The organism is Leclercia sp. LSNIH1 (assembly GCF_002902985.1).
Taxonomy (GTDB): domain Bacteria; phylum Pseudomonadota; class Gammaproteobacteria; order Enterobacterales; family Enterobacteriaceae; genus Enterobacter.
The window spans coordinates 617,433-632,385 of record NZ_CP026167.1 but is presented as its reverse complement, the minus strand read 5'-3'; the positions used below and the strand labels follow the sequence as shown (position 1 = coordinate 632,385).

The following is a 14,953-nucleotide window of genomic DNA, read 5'->3' as shown; positions in this document are numbered from 1 at the left end:
CTGCATTTCTCTCCCTGGCGTGGTAATAGTGAAACACTGTTGTAAAAATTCTGGTGAACCTGATGCCCGAACCTGCCGCCGAACCGGCACTGAGTGGATTGCGCCTCAACCTGCGTATTGTTTCCGTCGTGATTTTCAACTTTGCCAGCTATCTGACCATCGGCCTGCCGCTGGCCGTCCTGCCGGGCTATGTGCATGACATCATGGGATTTAGCGCCTTCTGGGCGGGTCTGGTCATCAGCCTGCAATACTTCGCCACCCTGTTAAGCCGCCCCTATGCCGGGCGCTATGCCGATCTGTTCGGGCCCAAGAGCATTGTGGTGCTGGGGCTGTGCGGCTGCTTCCTGAGCGGGGTGAGCTATTTCCTGGCCGGGTTGACCAGCGCCTGGCCGGTGGTCAGCCTGGCGCTGCTCTGTTTTGGCCGGGTGATCTTAGGCATCGGACAAAGCCTTGCCGGAACGGGCTCAACGCTGTGGGGCGTGGGGGTAGTGGGAGCTTCGCACATCGGGCGGGTGATCTCCTGGAACGGCATCGTCACCTATGGCGCAATGGCGATGGGCGCGCCCCTTGGCGTGCTCTGCTATCGCTACACCGGCCTGAGCGGGCTGGCGTTGACCATTATGGGGGTGGCGTTGCTGGCGATCCTCTTCGCCCTGCCACGTCCGAAAGTGAAGGCCAGCAAAGGCAAGCCGATGCCGTTTCGCACGGTGCTGGGGCGCGTCTGGCCCTACGGCATGGCGCTGGCGCTCGGTTCGGCAGGTTTTGGGGTTATCGCCACTTTCATTACGCTGTTTTACGCCGATAAAGGCTGGGACGGCGCGGCCTTCGCGCTGACGCTCTTTAGCTGCGCCTTCGTCGGCACCCGCCTGCTGTTCCCCAACGGCATCAACCGGCTGGGCGGACTGAACGTGGCGATGATCTGCTTTAGCGTTGAGATCCTCGGCCTGCTGCTGACCGGCATCGCTGAGGCGCCGTGGATGGCGCGGATCGGGGTGTTCCTTGCGGGGGCAGGCTTCTCGCTGGTCTTCCCGGCGCTGGGGGTGGTGGCGGTCAAAGCGGTACCGCAGCAGAACCAGGGGGCGGCGCTGGCGACCTATACGGTGTTTATGGATATGTCGCTGGGGGTGACCGGGCCGCTGGCCGGGCTGGTGATGGCGTGGGCCGGGGTACCGGTTATCTATCTGGCGGCGGCGGGGTTGGTGGCGGTGGCGTTACTGCTGACGTGGCGGCTAAAAAAATGGCCTCCGGAGGAGGCCATTTCATCGTGATGACTTACTGAATCACCAGGGTATTGATGATGTTCTCTGCGGCAGTTTGCGCTTTCTGCTGGTCGTCAGCAGGCAGCGTGATCTGCAGGGTCAGCAGCTTGTTGTCCACTTTACCCAGCACCACGGATGAGTAAGCGGTCTGGCCTTTGGCAGAGATAATGCTGTCCAGCTGTTGCAGGGTGTGGCCTTTCAGATCGATGGCTTTGTTGGTGACCACCTGCAGCTGCGGGTCGCGGCTGCGCTGCTGATCTTCCAGACGTTTCGCCAGCACGCCCAGGTCTTCACTGGTGTCGTCGCCGACGATCACAATCACCGCTTTCTGCCCGGTGGCATCGGAATAGACGTGCATATTGTTCGCCTGCGTACCCAGCTTGCCGCTCTGATCGGTCATATCCGCGGGCAGTGAGAAACTGAGTTTGCCATCCATCAGGCTGACCGGCTGACCCGTGGCGTTGCTTTCCGCAGACGCAGCCTGAGCAGGTGCTTTCGTGTCGCTGTTATCACAAGCGGCAAGCCCCATCACCAGCAGGCCAATCCCGACATATTTAACCAGATTGCGCATTACATTCTTCCTTTCGATAAACGGCCATAACGGCGCATCAATCCATCTTATCACAACTGTTCAGGGGAACCTTTAACCTGCCCGTAATGCTGAAATTTCAGATTTATCCTCGAATCTTTTCAGCAACATATTCAGCAGTACGCCGTACATCGGCAGGAAGAAGACCAGGCTGATAAGCACCTTGAAGGCGTAATCCACGAGGGCAATTTCCATCCAGTGTTCGGCCATAAACGCATCCGGGCTGCGCCAGAAGGCGATAAAGAAAAAGGCCAGCGTATCGCTGACGTTGCCAAACAGCGTGGAGGCGGTCGGCGCCATCCACCAGAGATGGTTCTGGCGCAGGCGGTTAAAGACATGCACGTCGAGGATCTGCCCCAGCGCATAGGCCATAAAGCTGGCGGCGGCGATACGGGCGACAAAAAGGTTAAAGTGCGTCAGCGCCTCAAAGCCCTGCCAGCTTCCCATATAGAACAGCGAGGAGATCCCGTATGACACAAATAGCGCCGGAAGCATGACGGCAAAAATAATGCGTCGGGCGAGCGGTGCGCCAAAGATACGGACGGTAAGATCGGTCGCAAGGAAGATAAACGGGAAACTGAACGCGCCCCAGGTGGTATGAAAACCAAAAATGGAGATCGGCAGCTGTACCAGGTAGTTACTGGAGGTAATCACCAGCAGATGGAAAAGCGAAAGCCAGAACAACGCTTTTACGCGCTGCGATTGAGAGAACTGCGTCATATTGTGACCTTTTTAAGAGTTGGGGTGAGGGAACCCAATAAACCGGCCGCATCATACTGCTTTCATTGTGCTTTGCAACGGCTAATTTTTACGCAATCGTTAACCTGGTTTGCTTTGCCCGGCCTGGGGCGTAAACTACTGCCGTTTTTTATCTGAACGAGACGACGATGACCGATCTGTTTTCCAGCCCAGACCATACTCTTGACGCCCAGGGCCTGCGCTGCCCGGAACCGGTGATGATGGTGCGCAAAACCGTGCGCACGATGCAAACCGGCGAGACGCTATTAATTATTGCCGACGATCCGGCCACCACCCGCGATATTCCCGGCTTTTGTACCTTTATGGAACATGAGCTGCTGGCACAGGAAACCGCCTCGCTGCCCTATCGCTATCTGATCCGCAAAGGCTAATGCCATTTTGCCCGGCGGCGCTGCGCTTGCACGGGCCTACGCGTAGGCCGGGTAAGGCGTAGCCGCCCTCCGGCACGCCCTCCTGCACGGGCCTGAAAGGCCATTCGTTTGAACTCCATCACCAATTTGAACCATTGTTTCAAATTTTAGCGCTTTTTTGTGAGGCGCTTCACCCTCGTTTTCCAGGCCTTAGGCTAGTTTTGAAGCTGAAAACTAAAACGCCGTTCCAACGCTTACCTCATACCCTGGAGTTGACTCAATGAAAACGACCATCAAGCCGTTGCTGGCCGCTCTGTGTCTGTCTGCTTTTGCTGCCTCTGTCTCTGCTCAAACCATTAAAGCTGCTGATGTGCATCCTGAAGGCTACCCGAACGTGGTGGCGGTGGAGCATATGGGTGAAAAACTTAAACAACAAACCGACGGCAAGCTGGAGATCAAAGTCTTCCCTGGCGGCGTACTGGGTGATGAAAAGCAGATGATTGAGCAGGCGCAGATGGGCGCCATCGATATGATCCGCGTCTCCATGGCGCCGGTTGCGGCCATCCTGCCGGATATCGAAGTCTTTACCCTGCCGTATGTATTCCGCGATGAAGACCATATGCACAAAGTGATCGACGGCGACATCGGTAAGCAGATCGGCGAAAAACTGACGGCGAACCCGAAATCGAAGCTGGTCTTCCTCGGCTGGATGGACTCCGGCACCCGTAACCTGATCACCAAAGATCCGATTGTTAAACCGGAAGATTTGAAAGGTAAGAAAATCCGCGTTCAGGGCAGCCCGGTGGCGCTGGCGACGTTGAAAGATATGGGCGCCAACTCGGTGGCGATGGGGGTAAGTGAAGTCTACAGCGGCATGCAGACCGGCGTTATCGACGGCGCTGAGAATAACCCACCGACCTATATCGCCCACAACTACATGCCGGTGGCCAAAAACTACACCCTGAGCGGCCACTTTATCACTCCGGAAATGCTGCTCTACTCCAAAGTGAAGTGGGACAAGCTGAGCGCCGACGAGCAGGAAAAAATTAAGACCCTGGCCCGTGAAGCGCAGATGGAGCAGCGTAAGCTGTGGCAGGCCTACAACGACGAAGCGCTGGCGAAGATGAAGGCGGGCGGCGTGCAGTTCCACGACATCGACAAGGCGGTGTTCGTCAAAGCGACCGAGCCGGTGCGCGCCCAGTATGGTGAAAAACATCAGGATCTGATGAAAGCCATCGCTGACGTTAAGTAAGCCGGAGTATTTATGTCCGAACTCTATCTGAAATGGATGGACCGTCTCTACCTGCTGGCGATGGCCATTGCCGGGCTGTCGCTGCTGGTGATGACCATCGTTATCCCGATTGGCATCTTTTCGCGCTACGTACTCAACCGCGGTGAGTCGTGGCCGGAGCCGATTGCCATTATCTGCATGGTGACGTTCACCTTTATCGGCGCGGCGGTGAGCTACCGCGCCGGCTCACATATTGCGGTGAACATGCTCACAGACAGATTGCCAGACTCACTGAAAACGGTCTGCGCACGGGTGGTGGATCTGCTGATGCTGGTCATCTCCGGCATCATGTTCTGGTACAGCTACCTGCTGTGCATTGAACTCTGGGACCAGCCGGTCGCGGAGTTTCCGATCCTGACCTCCGGCGAAAGTTATCTGCCGCTGCCGGTGGGGTCGGCGATTTTGATCCTGTTTGTGCTTGAGCGCCTGCTGTTTGGCTCTCAGGAAAGTCGCCCGGTCGTGCTGATCGGCAACCACAGTTAAGGGGTGAACAATGGATGCCTTTGTTTTGTTATTCACCCTCGCCATTCTGCTGGCGCTGGGGATGCCGGTGGCCTTTGCCGTCGGCTTAAGCGCCGTGGCTGGCGCGCTGTGGATTGATCTGCCGCTGGAAGCATTAATGATCCAAATCACCAGCGGGGTGAACAAATTTACCCTGCTGGCGATCCCGTTCTTTATCCTCGCGGGGGCGATCATGGCGGAAGGGGGCATTGCCCGGCGGCTGGTTAACTTCGCCTATATCTTTGTCGGCTTTATTCGCGGCGGGCTGTCGCTGGTGAATATCGTCGCTTCGACCTTTTTCGGCGCTATTTCCGGCTCCTCGGTGGCGGATACCGCCTCCATCGGGACCGTGATGATCCCGGAGATGGAGAAGAAGGGCTATCCGCGCGAATATGCGGCGGCGGTCACCGCCAGCGGCTCTGTGCAGGCGATTCTGATCCCGCCGAGCCACAACTCGGTGATCTACTCCCTGGCGGCAGGCGGCACGGTCTCTATCGCCACGCTGTTTATCGCGGGCGTACTGCCGGGTCTGCTGCTGGGCATGGGGCTGATGGCGCTCTGTTTATGCTTCGCGCGCAAGCGCGGCTACCCGAAAGGGGAGCGCATTCCGTTCAAGCAGGCGTTAAAAACCATGCTGGATGCGCTGTGGGGCCTGATGACGGTGGTGATTATTCTCGGCGGGATCCTGTCGGGTATCTTTACCGCAACGGAGTCTGCGGCGGTCGCCTGCCTGTGGGCCTTCTTCGTCACCATGTTTATCTATCGCGACTATAAGTGGAACGAGCTGCCGAAGCTGATGTGCCGCACGGTCAAAACGGTCACCATCGTGATGATCCTGATTGGCTTTGCCGCGGCCTTTGGCGCGGTGATGACCTACATGCAGCTGCCGATGCGCATCACCGCATTCTTTACGTCGCTGTCGGATAACAAGTACGTCATTCTGATGTACCTCAACATCATGCTGCTGCTGATTGGCACCCTGATGGACATGGCGCCGATCATCCTGATCCTGACGCCGGTCCTGCTGCCGGTGACCAACGCCCTGGGTATCGATCCGGTGCACTTCGGCATGATCATGATGGTTAACCTCGGGATCGGCCTGATTACCCCGCCGGTAGGCTCGGTGCTGTTTGTCGCCAGCGCGGTGAGCAAGCAGAAGATCGAAGCCGTAGTGAAGGAGATGCTGCCGTTCTATGCCATGCTGCTGATAGTGTTAGGGATGGTGACCTACATTCCGGCAATATCGCTGTGGTTGCCGCACACGTTGGGAATGCAGTAACGATGGGGCCGGGCGGCGCTGCGCTTGCCCGGCCTGGAAAATCGTAGGCCCGGTAAGGCGCAGCCGCCACCGGGCTTTTTCTTACCTCTGGCGCAATAACCGCAGCGCGTTGGCCGTCACCAGCACCGTCGCCCCGGTATCCGCCAGCACCGCCAGCCATAATCCCGTCATGCCCAGCAGGGTGGTCAGCAGGAAAATTCCCTTCAACCCCAGCGCGATAGTAATATTCTGCCGGATATTGGCGCGGGTGGCGCGCGCGAGGCTGATCATCTGCGCCAGCCCGCTCAGGCGGTTGTGGGTGAGGGCCGCGTCGGCGGTCTCCAGCGCCACATCGGTGCCACTGCCCATTGCAATGCCAAGGGTTGCCGCCTTCATTGCCGGGGCGTCGTTAATACCGTCTCCTACCATCGCCAGCGGCGCGGTGTCATTCAGCGCCGTCACCGCCTGCACTTTATCGGCGGGCAGCAGCCCCGCCCGGAAATCCAGCCCCAGTTCGCCGGCAATGGCCGCGGCGGCGCGCGGGTTATCCCCGGTGAGAATCACACCTTTGATCCCCAGCTGATGCAGGGCCTGCACGGCCTCTTTCGCATCATCCCGCAGGGTGTCGCGCAGCGTAATAAGTCCCTTGGCCACGCCCTCCTGAACCACCGTCACCACCGTCTGTCCGGCCTGCTCCAGGGTAGTGATTTGCACCGCCAGGTGCGGGGCAGGGAATTTATCCGCGGCGCAAATCAGCACTTTACTGCCCGCGACCTCGGCTTCAATCCCGGAGCCCATTAGCGCCCGCTGCGCGGTCGCCGCCGCAATCGTCAGCCCGCGAGCTTTTGCTTCACGCACAATCGCCTGCGCCAGCGGGTGGGTGGAACCCTGCTCTACCGCCGCCGCCAGCGCCAGCAGGGCGTTTTCGCTGTTGTCGAGCGGATAAATGCCCGTCACCTGAGGTTTGCCGACCGTCAGGGTACCGGTTTTATCGAAGGCCACCCGCTGCACCTGCGCCAGCTGCTCCAGCGCCGCGCCGCCCTTAATCAACGCGCCACGTCGCGCTGCGGCTGCCAGCCCGGAGGTGATCGCCGCTGGCGTCGAGATCACCAGCGCACATGGACAGCCAATCAGCAGCAGGGTCAGCCCCTTGTAGATCCAGCCCTCCCAGGGCGCGCTGAACAGCAGCGGTGGCACTACAGCAACCAGCAGGGCGATGAGCATAATCACCGGGGTATAGAGGCGGCTGAAGCGGTCGATAAAGCGCTCCACCGGGGCGCGGCGCGCTTCCGCCTCTTCAATCAGCTTCAGGATGCGGTCGATGGCGCTCTCGCCCGGCTCCGACAAGACCGTCAGCTCGACCAGACGATCGACGCTGGTGGCTCCCGCTAGCACCTTTTCGCCCGCGGTGCGATCGACCGGGATGGACTCGCCGGTGAGGGCGCTTTCATCAAAGCTGGCGGCGGCGGTAAGCAGCGTCCCGTCGGCGGGCAGGCGTCCACCAGCGGCGACTTCGATCACATCCCCCGGGCGCAGCCCGGCAATGGGCACCGTTTTGCGCTCGCCGTTGATTATCTGCGTGGCGGTTTCCGGTTTCAGCGCCATCAGCGCGCTCACCCCTTTGCGCGCCCGGCTCGCCGCCCAGCCCTCCAGCCGTTCGCCGGTTAAAAACAGCAGCAGCACCATCGCCGCTTCCGCCGTGGCACCGATAAACAGCGCCCCGATGGCGGCGACGCTCATCAGCGTCTCAATGGCGAACCAACTGCCGCTCTTCATCAGACGCAGCGCCTGACGGGCCACCGGCCAGAGCCCGACCAGCGTGGTGGCGATAAAGGCGATATTGCCGAGGGGAGGGTTAACCTGCGCCAGACCCCAGCTCAGGGCCATCAACACTATCAGCGTGAGGAGCGGGAGGTTATCGCGCAGCATGGAGGATTTTTCGACCGGCGCGTTTTCATTGCGCAGCGTGTAGCCTGCCTTCACTACCGCGGCCTCGACCTGGCCGCTGACGTTGCTTGCGGCATCAACCAGCAGCTTTTGCGTGGCAAACAGCACCTGGACATGGTTCACCCCCGCCACCTGGCGAACGGCGTTTTCCACTTTGCGCGCGCAGGCGGCGCAGTCCATGCCATTGACCACCCAGCTGTAACGCTCGCCCTCGGCAGGCAGCACGGTTTCGGCCTGCGGTGGAGTGTGATCCACGCTACAACAGGCCTCTTTAGCAGGAAGGGGGGCGAGTTTAAGCGCCGCGAACTGCGGCACTTTTTTCGGTGTTTCTGGAGTCGACATGGCACTCTCCGGCAATGATAATTTTCTCATTAACCGCAGCATACACTCTGGAGTCGACTCCAGAGTCAAGCGTTAAATATAGAGCGAACGCACGATCAGGAAGTGCCCGGCAAAATAGCAGGCGGCGGCAATGGCATTATCGGCGCGGAAACGGCGACGGTAATGACTGCCCAGCCAGACAATATTGCTCAGCAGCAGGAGCGTGGCCCCCACGAAAGCCGACAGCGCCGGGGCCGTCGGACGGAAGAACCACAGCTCACCTGCCAGCCACACCATCACCAGCGTCATGGCGATAAACGTACAGATTGGCCAGCGCATCTCCTCCAGACGCGTCCAGACCACCGCTATCAGCACCGCGCCAACGACCAGCAGCGCCAGCGGCAGCGGCCAGAAGAAGGAGAGCGTCATCTGGCTGGCGAAATAGATGGTGTAGAGCAGATGCGATAAGAAAAACGCCCCCACGGCATAGAGCAGGCGCTGGCGCGGCAGCAGGGTCAGGGCATCGCCCACCAGCGATGCGCAGAGCCCTGCGAGCACCAGGTAGCTGATGGCGTTGAACATCGGCGCCTGCCAGGCCAGCAGCAGTAGCAGCAGGAGGGTGACGGGTTTAAACAGCCAGCGCTGCCAGGCAGGGCCGCGGTAGGACGCATCGACATACAGCCATGCGGAGAAACAGACAGCGATAAATGACCAAAGCATATTAAGTCCCTGTATCTGTTATTGTTGAATAAACAGTTTCACTTCAGTGTAGTGGTGCAGACGGGCCAATAGCAATGCACAGCGTGGCACGCTATCCTGATTTCAGCCTGGTCTTAAGGATTGTCTAATGAGCAAGATGCCGCTCTTTTTTATTATCGTTCTGGCAATTATCGTCGTTGCCGCGTCATTTCGCTTTGTGCAGCAGCGTCGGGAAAAGGCCGATAACGACGCCGCGCCGCTGCTGCAAAAGCGGGTGGTGGTGAGCAATAAACGGGAAAAAGCGCTAAACGATCGTCGATCGCGTCAGCAGCAGGTTACGCCTGCCGGCACCAGCATGCGCTATGAAGCGAGCTTTAAGCCGGAAAGCGGCGGTCTGGAGATGACCTTTCGCCTCGACGAGAAGCAGTACCATCAGCTGACGGTGGGGGATAAAGGAACGTTGCGTTACAAGGGGTCACGGTTTGAGGGGTTTGATCCGGCGCCGTAGTCAGCCAGCCCGCACGAAACGTAGGCCCGGTAAGCGCAGCGCCACCGGGCAGAAGGCCGCAGGTTACTTCTTCGCCTGCGCTTTAAATTTCTTCATCCACACCAGCAGCTCAAACACGCCGAAGATAAAGACGCGGGCCTGCTGCCAGCCGGTCATCTGCGGACCGTCTTTCGGTAAGCCGTTTTTTAGCATCACCATCTGCAGGGCATGCATAAACGAGGTAAAAATCAGCGCCACGTTAACAAAAATGTTCATCGGGCGTGGGAACGGGTGGACGAGGTTGAGGAGCAAAAATGCCCAGACCCCCAGCATCAGCAAACGACCCAGATTAATCAGTACCGGCATCAGTCTCTCCTTGTGATTGACGGTGATAAAGACGATAGGCGACCTGTCCGGCTACTTTCTCCCGGTGCAGATCCCAGTGGGCGGGCACCGGCGGTAAACCGTTTTCTACCTCGCTCTCGACGTAGATTAGCGCATCATCCGCCAGCCAGCCGTTGTTTTCCAGCAGCGACAGCGTCTCTTCCAGCAGCCCTTTGCGAAACGGCGGATCGACAAATACTACATCGTGCGGGGTGCCCGCCTGGGCCAGAAACGCGAGGGTGTTGGTGTTAACGACGCGGGCGTGCGCCGCTTTCAGCGTCACCAGGTTTTGCTGCAACTGCTGGGCGACGCTGCGATCCATCTCCAGCAGCGTGGCGCTGGCGGCGTAGCGTGAAAGGGCTTCAAGGCCGAGCGCGCCGCTTCCGGCGAAGCAGTCCAGGCAACGGGCATCTACCATTGAAGGTGCCAGCCAGTTAAACAGCGTCTCACGGACGCGGTCGGTGGTCGGGCGCAGGCCGGGGCTGTCCGGGACGGGAAGTTTACGGCCACGCCACTGACCACCGATAATGCGAATTTGGCCCGCGGCAGCACGGTTGGGTTTCTTCATATTGTTGCTCAGGTCACTCGTACGGCCTGCGTTTGCAGGCGGTGATGTGCGTTAAGTTAAGTGATAAACTATTTCATCATTTTTTTAGCTTCCATGTATATAGCGCCAGTAATTAACCGCGAGGGGTGTAGTCGCAGATGGCAAAAGAGAAAAAACGTGGCTTCTTTTCCTGGCTGGGATTTGGTCAAAAAGAGCAGGAAACCGAGCAGCAGAACGAAGAACAACAGAGCGCAGAACAGCCGCAGCCTGAAACCCCTGTTGAAACCGTCGCTGACGTAGAAGCAGAAGCGCGCACCCACAGCCCGCAAGAGACTGAAGCCTTTGCTGAAGAGGTGGTTGAGGTCACAGAGCAGGTTCAGGAGCGTGAAAAACCGCAGCCGGTTGAACCGGAGCCTGTCGCCGTTGAGCCAGAACCTGTCGCGGTCGAGGAGATTGTCGAGCCGGTCGCGGAGGCGGTCCCGCCGCAGGCTGTCGAGCATGAAGAATTACCGCTGCCGGAAGAGATCGCTGAAGAGAGTAAAGAGGCGATCCCGGAAGAGTATTTGCCAGAAACCGAAGAAGAGACGATCAGCGACGAAGAGCTTGAAGCGCAGGCGCTGGCGGCTGAGGCGGCAGAAGAGGCGGTGATGGTTGTCCCGGTCGCCGACGAGAACGAGCCGGTTGAAGAGATTGTTCAGGAGCAGGAAAAGCCGACCAAAGAAGGTTTCTTTGCGCGCCTGAAACGCAGCCTGATCAAAACCAAAGAGAACCTCGGTTCCGGATTTATCAGTCTGTTCCGCGGCAAGAAAATCGATGATGATCTCTTTGAAGAGCTGGAAGAACAGCTCCTGATTGCCGATGTTGGCGTGGAAACCACCCGCAAAATCATCAGCAGCCTGACGGAGAGCGCCAGCCGTAAACAGCTGCGCGATGCCGAAGCGCTCTACGGCCTGCTGAAAGAAGAGATGGGTGAAATCCTCGCAAAAGTTGACGAACCGCTTAATATTGAAGGCAAAATGCCTTTTGTTATTCTGATGGTGGGCGTTAACGGCGTGGGTAAAACCACCACTATCGGCAAGCTGGCGCGTCAGTTTGAACAGCAAGGTAAATCGGTGATGCTGGCCGCGGGGGATACCTTCCGTGCCGCCGCCGTTGAGCAGCTGCAGGTGTGGGGCCAGCGCAACAATATTCCGGTGATTGCCCAGCACACCGGCGCAGACTCCGCATCGGTAATTTTCGATGCGATTCAGGCGGCGAAAGCGCGCAATGTTGATGTCCTGATTGCCGATACCGCAGGGCGTCTGCAGAATAAATCGCACCTGATGGAAGAGCTGAAGAAGATCGTCCGCGTGATGAAAAAGCTGGACGAAGATGCACCGCATGAAATTATGCTGACTATTGATGCCAGCACCGGACAGAACGCCATCAGCCAGGCGAAGCTGTTCCATGAAGCGGTAGGGCTGACCGGGATCACGCTGACCAAGCTGGATGGCACCGCGAAAGGCGGGGTGATCTTCTCGGTAGCGGATCAGTTTGGTATTCCTATCCGCTACATTGGTGTTGGCGAACGTATCGAAGATTTACGTCCGTTTAAATCGGGCGACTTTATTGAGGCACTTTTTGCCCGAGAGGATTAACAATGATTCGCTTTGAACACGTCAGCAAGGCCTATCTCGGTGGGAGACAAGCGCTGCAGGGAGTGACATTCCACCTGCAGCCGGGCGAGATGGCATTTCTGACCGGCCACTCCGGCGCGGGGAAAAGTACCCTGCTCAAGCTTATCTGTGGGATCGAACGGCCAAGCGCCGGGAAAATCTGGTTCAGTGGCCACGACATCAGCCGCCTGAAAAACCGCGAAGTGCCGTTTCTGCGTCGGCAGATCGGTATGATTTTCCAGGATCACCATCTGCTGATGGACCGCACGGTCTTCGACAACGTGGCGATCCCGCTGATTATCGCGGGCGCCAGCGGGGATGATATTCGTCGTCGCGTATCGGCGGCGCTGGATAAGGTCGGGCTGCTGGACAAAGCGAAGAACTTCCCTATCCAGCTTTCCGGCGGTGAACAGCAGCGCGTGGGCATTGCCCGCGCGGTGGTGAACAAACCGGCGGTGCTGCTGGCGGATGAACCGACCGGTAACCTGGACGACGCCCTTTCCGAAGGGATCCTGCGTCTGTTTGAGGAGTTTAACCGCGTGGGGGTGACAGTACTGATGGCGACGCACGACATGGGGCTGATTGCTCGTCGTTCGTACCGCATGCTGACGCTCAGCGACGGTCATTTGCACGGAGGCCTCGGTGAATAAGCGTGACGCAATGAACCAGATGCGGCAGTTTGGCAGCAAACTTGACCGTTTTCGTAAATCGGCAGGCGGCCCGGGAGAGGGCAACCGCAATGCGCCGAAGCGCAGCAAATCCGCGCCAAGACCCAACTCGCGCAAAACCAACGTGTTTAACGAGCAGGTGCGTTACGCCTTCCAGGGCGCACTGCAGGATCTGAAAAGCAAACCGTTCGCCACCTTCCTGACGGTCATGGTGATCGCCATCTCCCTGACCCTGCCCAGCGTCTGCTACATGGTCTATAAAAACGTTAATCAGGCGGCGTCGCAGTACTATCCTTCTCCGCAGATCACCGTTTATCTCGATAAATCCCTCGACGATAACGCCGCTGCCCAGGTTGTGGGTCAGCTACAGGCCGAGCAGGGGGTTGAGAAGGTGAACTACCTGTCGCGGGAAGACGCGCTGGGCGAGTTCCGTAACTGGTCCGGGTTTGGCGGCGCGCTGGATATGCTGGAAGAGAACCCTCTGCCTGCGGTGGCGGTGGTGATCCCAAAACTCGATTTCCAGGGCACCGAGTCGCTAAACACCCTGCGCGATCGCGTCTCCCGTATTCACGGCATTGATGAGGTGCGGATGGACGACAGCTGGTTCGCCCGTCTGACGGCGCTGACGGGCCTTGTGGGGCGCGTTGCGGCGATGATCGGCGTGCTGATGGTAGCGGCGGTGTTCCTCGTTATCGGCAACAGCGTGCGCCTGAGCATCTTTGCCCGTCGCGACACCATTAACGTACAGAAGCTGATCGGCGCCACCGATGGCTTCATCCTGCGTCCGTTCCTGTATGGCGGCGCACTGCTCGGTTTTGCCGGTGCATTTCTTTCACTGATTTTGTCAGAAATTTTGGTGATGCGACTTTCCGCCGCGGTAACCGAAGTGGCGCAGGTTTTTGGAACTAAGTTTAATATCAGCGGTTTATCCTTTGACGAGTGCCTCTTATTGCTGCTGGTTTGCTCGATGATCGGCTGGATAGCGGCCTGGTTAGCAACCGTGCAACATTTACGTCACTTTACCCCTGACTAAAAAATCTCTGGTATAATCTTTCCCTGCATTGAGAATCACCGTGCAGGGAAAGAGCCTTTCGTTGACTCTGACCCGCATCATCATCTTCACGTCACATTTTGTGCGTAATTTATTCACAGTTTCACTCGGAACTTGTGGATAAAATCACTGTCTGATAAAAGAGTGAGTGATATTCTCGTTGCTCATTAATTCTGGCATGTTCGTTGCCTGATGGGGACTAACCGCCGCCAGAAAAATTGATTGAGAGGAATGAATGACCAAAGAAATGCAAACTTTAGCTTTAGCCCCTGTTGGTAACCTGGAATCTTACATCCGGGCCGCTAACACCTGGCCGATGTTGACGGCCGAGGAAGAAAAGGAGCTTGCTGAAAAGCTGCATTACCAGGGCGATCTGGAAGCAGCTAAGACGCTGATCCTGTCTCACCTGCGCTTTGTTGTTCACGTTGCTCGTAATTACGCGGGCTACGGCCTGCCGCAGGCAGACCTGATCCAGGAAGGTAACATTGGCCTGATGAAGGCGGTGCGTCGCTTCAACCCGGAAGTGGGTGTGCGTCTGGTCTCCTTTGCTGTGCACTGGATCAAAGCGGAAATCCACGAATACGTGCTGCGTAACTGGCGTATCGTGAAGGTCGCCACCACCAAAGCACAGCGTAAACTGTTCTTTAACCTGCGTAAAACCAAGCAGCGTCTGGGCTGGTTCAACCAGGACGAAGTGGAAATGGTTGCCCGCGAGCTGGGCGTCTCCAGCAAAGACGTGCGTGAGATGGAATCGCGGATGGCCGCGCAGGACATGACCTTTGATATGTCCTCTGACGACGATGCCTCCGACAGCCAGCCGATGGCCCCGGTCCTCTATCTGCAGGATAAGTCATCTAACTTTGCCGACGGCATTGAAGATGATAACTGGGAGGAGCAGGCCGCCAACAAGCTGACCTATGCAATGGAAGGCCTTGACGAGCGTAGCCAGGATATCATCCGTGCCCGCTGGCTGGACGAAGACAACAAGTCCACCCTGCAGGAGCTGGCCGACCGCTATGGTGTCTCCGCTGAACGTGTGCGTCAGCTGGAAAAGAACGCCATGAAAAAACTTCGCGCCGCTATCGAAGCGTAATCCTCGCGAAGTTACCCGATAACCCTCGAATGCAAATTCGGGGGTTTTGTTTTTTTAGCGCCCGTACTGGCAAATACTCCCCTCCTGGCAAACA

The 14,953-nt window shown here is 58.0% G+C and carries 15 protein-coding genes and 1 pseudogene; 10 read left to right on the top strand and 6 right to left on the bottom strand.

Going from position 1 to position 14,953, the window contains the following annotated elements; all coding sequences use genetic code 11:
* Window positions 1-28: 28 nt before the first annotated feature.
* Window positions 29-1,268: pseudogene (locus C2U54_RS03340) on the top strand (MFS transporter).
* Window positions 1,269-1,272: 4 nt separating this feature from the next.
* On the opposite strand, the gene C2U54_RS03335 reads toward C2U54_RS03340, so the two are convergent.
* Together C2U54_RS03335 and C2U54_RS03330 are read right to left on the bottom strand one after the other, a co-directional pair.
* On the bottom strand, window positions 1,273-1,830 hold the full coding sequence (locus C2U54_RS03335) for a DcrB family lipoprotein (protein WP_103177375.1): 558 nt from the start codon (window positions 1,828-1,830) through the stop codon (window positions 1,273-1,275).
* Window positions 1,831-1,902: 72 nt separating this feature from the next.
* On the bottom strand, window positions 1,903-2,568 hold the full coding sequence (locus tag C2U54_RS03330) for a 7-cyano-7-deazaguanine/7-aminomethyl-7-deazaguanine transporter (protein ID WP_103177374.1): 666 nt from the start codon (window positions 2,566-2,568) through the stop codon (window positions 1,903-1,905).
* 167 nt (window positions 2,569-2,735) lie between these two features.
* Between C2U54_RS03330 and tusA the strand changes: the two genes are divergently transcribed.
* The 4 genes from tusA (at window position 2,736) to C2U54_RS03310 (ending at window position 6,028) form a co-directional block, all read left to right on the top strand.
* The gene (gene tusA / locus C2U54_RS03325) at window positions 2,736-2,978 is read left to right on the top strand and encodes a sulfurtransferase TusA (RefSeq protein ID WP_103177373.1); all 243 of its coding nucleotides are present in this window, start codon (window positions 2,736-2,738) and stop codon (window positions 2,976-2,978) included.
* 259 nt (window positions 2,979-3,237) lie between these two features.
* Window positions 3,238-4,209, top strand: a complete 972-nt coding sequence (locus tag C2U54_RS03320; protein ID WP_103177372.1) for a TRAP transporter substrate-binding protein — start codon at window positions 3,238-3,240, stop codon at window positions 4,207-4,209.
* A gap of 12 nt (window positions 4,210-4,221) precedes the next feature.
* Complete coding sequence (locus C2U54_RS03315) at window positions 4,222-4,731, top strand: TRAP transporter small permease (protein WP_103177371.1); 510 nt, start codon at window positions 4,222-4,224, stop codon at window positions 4,729-4,731.
* A 10-nt stretch (window positions 4,732-4,741) separates the two neighbouring features.
* Window positions 4,742-6,028 (top strand): TRAP transporter large permease, encoded by a 1,287-nt coding sequence (locus C2U54_RS03310; RefSeq protein ID WP_103177370.1) that lies wholly within the window; start codon window positions 4,742-4,744, stop codon window positions 6,026-6,028.
* An 81-nt stretch (window positions 6,029-6,109) separates the two neighbouring features.
* Here C2U54_RS03310 and zntA read toward each other — a convergent pair whose 3' ends face one another.
* Window positions 6,110-8,296: a Zn(II)/Cd(II)/Pb(II) translocating P-type ATPase ZntA gene (zntA, locus tag C2U54_RS03305; RefSeq protein WP_103177369.1), complete on the bottom strand. Its 2,187-nt coding sequence runs from the start codon at window positions 8,294-8,296 to the stop codon at window positions 6,110-6,112.
* Window positions 8,297-8,368: 72 nt separating this feature from the next.
* Complete coding sequence (locus C2U54_RS03300) at window positions 8,369-8,995, bottom strand: lysoplasmalogenase (RefSeq protein WP_103177368.1); 627 nt, start codon at window positions 8,993-8,995, stop codon at window positions 8,369-8,371.
* Between the two features lie 127 nt (window positions 8,996-9,122).
* On the opposite strand from C2U54_RS03300, the gene C2U54_RS03295 reads away from it, so the two are divergent.
* On the top strand, window positions 9,123-9,482 hold the full coding sequence (locus C2U54_RS03295) for a DUF2500 domain-containing protein (protein WP_103177367.1): 360 nt from the start codon (window positions 9,123-9,125) through the stop codon (window positions 9,480-9,482).
* Between the two features lie 63 nt (window positions 9,483-9,545).
* On the opposite strand, the gene C2U54_RS03290 is transcribed toward C2U54_RS03295, so the two are convergent.
* Complete coding sequence (locus C2U54_RS03290) at window positions 9,546-9,827, bottom strand: DUF1145 family protein (RefSeq protein WP_103177366.1); 282 nt, start codon at window positions 9,825-9,827, stop codon at window positions 9,546-9,548.
* Window positions 9,811-10,413 carry a 16S rRNA (guanine(966)-N(2))-methyltransferase gene (rsmD, locus tag C2U54_RS03285; RefSeq protein ID WP_103177365.1) on the bottom strand — a complete coding sequence of 201 codons (603 nt, stop codon included), beginning with the start codon at window positions 10,411-10,413 and terminating at the stop codon, window positions 9,811-9,813. The genes C2U54_RS03290 and rsmD overlap by 17 nt, the downstream gene beginning before the upstream one ends.
* A 137-nt stretch (window positions 10,414-10,550) precedes the next feature.
* Between rsmD and ftsY the strand changes: the two genes are divergently transcribed.
* From ftsY to rpoH, 4 genes are all read left to right on the top strand, one after another.
* Window positions 10,551-12,029: a signal recognition particle-docking protein FtsY gene (ftsY, locus tag C2U54_RS03280; protein ID WP_103177364.1), complete on the top strand. Its 1,479-nt coding sequence runs from the start codon at window positions 10,551-10,553 to the stop codon at window positions 12,027-12,029.
* Window positions 12,030-12,031: 2 nt separating this feature from the next.
* Window positions 12,032-12,697 carry a cell division ATP-binding protein FtsE gene (gene ftsE / locus C2U54_RS03275; protein ID WP_103177363.1) on the top strand — a complete coding sequence of 222 codons (666 nt, stop codon included), beginning with the start codon at window positions 12,032-12,034 and terminating at the stop codon, window positions 12,695-12,697.
* The gene (gene ftsX / locus C2U54_RS03270) at window positions 12,690-13,748 is read left to right on the top strand and encodes a permease-like cell division protein FtsX (RefSeq protein WP_103177362.1); all 1,059 of its coding nucleotides are present in this window, start codon (window positions 12,690-12,692) and stop codon (window positions 13,746-13,748) included. Before ftsE ends, ftsX begins: the two co-directional genes overlap by 8 nt.
* Before the next feature lie 253 nt (window positions 13,749-14,001).
* On the top strand, window positions 14,002-14,859 hold the full coding sequence (gene rpoH, locus C2U54_RS03265; RefSeq protein ID WP_032614938.1) for an RNA polymerase sigma factor RpoH: 858 nt from the start codon (window positions 14,002-14,004) through the stop codon (window positions 14,857-14,859).
* Window positions 14,860-14,953: the final 94 nt, after the last annotated feature.

What these genes read in the sequence shown, in the direction of transcription:
- C2U54_RS03335 (WP_103177375.1), bottom strand. Translation starts at nt 1,830, where the DNA reads ATGCGCAATCTGGTTAAATATGTCGGGATTGGCCTGCTGGTGATGGGG.
- C2U54_RS03330 (WP_103177374.1), bottom strand. Translation starts at nt 2,568, where the DNA reads ATGACGCAGTTCTCTCAATCGCAGCGCGTAAAAGCGTTGTTCTGGCTT.
- tusA (WP_103177373.1), top strand. Translation starts at nt 2,736, where the DNA reads ATGACCGATCTGTTTTCCAGCCCAGACCATACTCTTGACGCCCAGGGC.
- C2U54_RS03320 (WP_103177372.1), top strand. Translation starts at nt 3,238, where the DNA reads ATGAAAACGACCATCAAGCCGTTGCTGGCCGCTCTGTGTCTGTCTGCT.
- C2U54_RS03315 (WP_103177371.1), top strand. Translation starts at nt 4,222, where the DNA reads ATGTCCGAACTCTATCTGAAATGGATGGACCGTCTCTACCTGCTGGCG.
- C2U54_RS03310 (WP_103177370.1), top strand. Translation starts at nt 4,742, where the DNA reads ATGGATGCCTTTGTTTTGTTATTCACCCTCGCCATTCTGCTGGCGCTG.
- zntA (WP_103177369.1), bottom strand. Translation starts at nt 8,296, where the DNA reads ATGTCGACTCCAGAAACACCGAAAAAAGTGCCGCAGTTCGCGGCGCTT.
- C2U54_RS03300 (WP_103177368.1), bottom strand. Translation starts at nt 8,995, where the DNA reads ATGCTTTGGTCATTTATCGCTGTCTGTTTCTCCGCATGGCTGTATGTC.
- C2U54_RS03295 (WP_103177367.1), top strand. Translation starts at nt 9,123, where the DNA reads ATGAGCAAGATGCCGCTCTTTTTTATTATCGTTCTGGCAATTATCGTC.
- C2U54_RS03290 (WP_103177366.1), bottom strand. Translation starts at nt 9,827, where the DNA reads ATGCCGGTACTGATTAATCTGGGTCGTTTGCTGATGCTGGGGGTCTGG.
- rsmD (WP_103177365.1), bottom strand. Translation starts at nt 10,413, where the DNA reads ATGAAGAAACCCAACCGTGCTGCCGCGGGCCAAATTCGCATTATCGGT.
- ftsY (WP_103177364.1), top strand. Translation starts at nt 10,551, where the DNA reads ATGGCAAAAGAGAAAAAACGTGGCTTCTTTTCCTGGCTGGGATTTGGT.
- ftsE (WP_103177363.1), top strand. Translation starts at nt 12,032, where the DNA reads ATGATTCGCTTTGAACACGTCAGCAAGGCCTATCTCGGTGGGAGACAA.
- rpoH (WP_032614938.1), top strand. Translation starts at nt 14,002, where the DNA reads ATGACCAAAGAAATGCAAACTTTAGCTTTAGCCCCTGTTGGTAACCTG.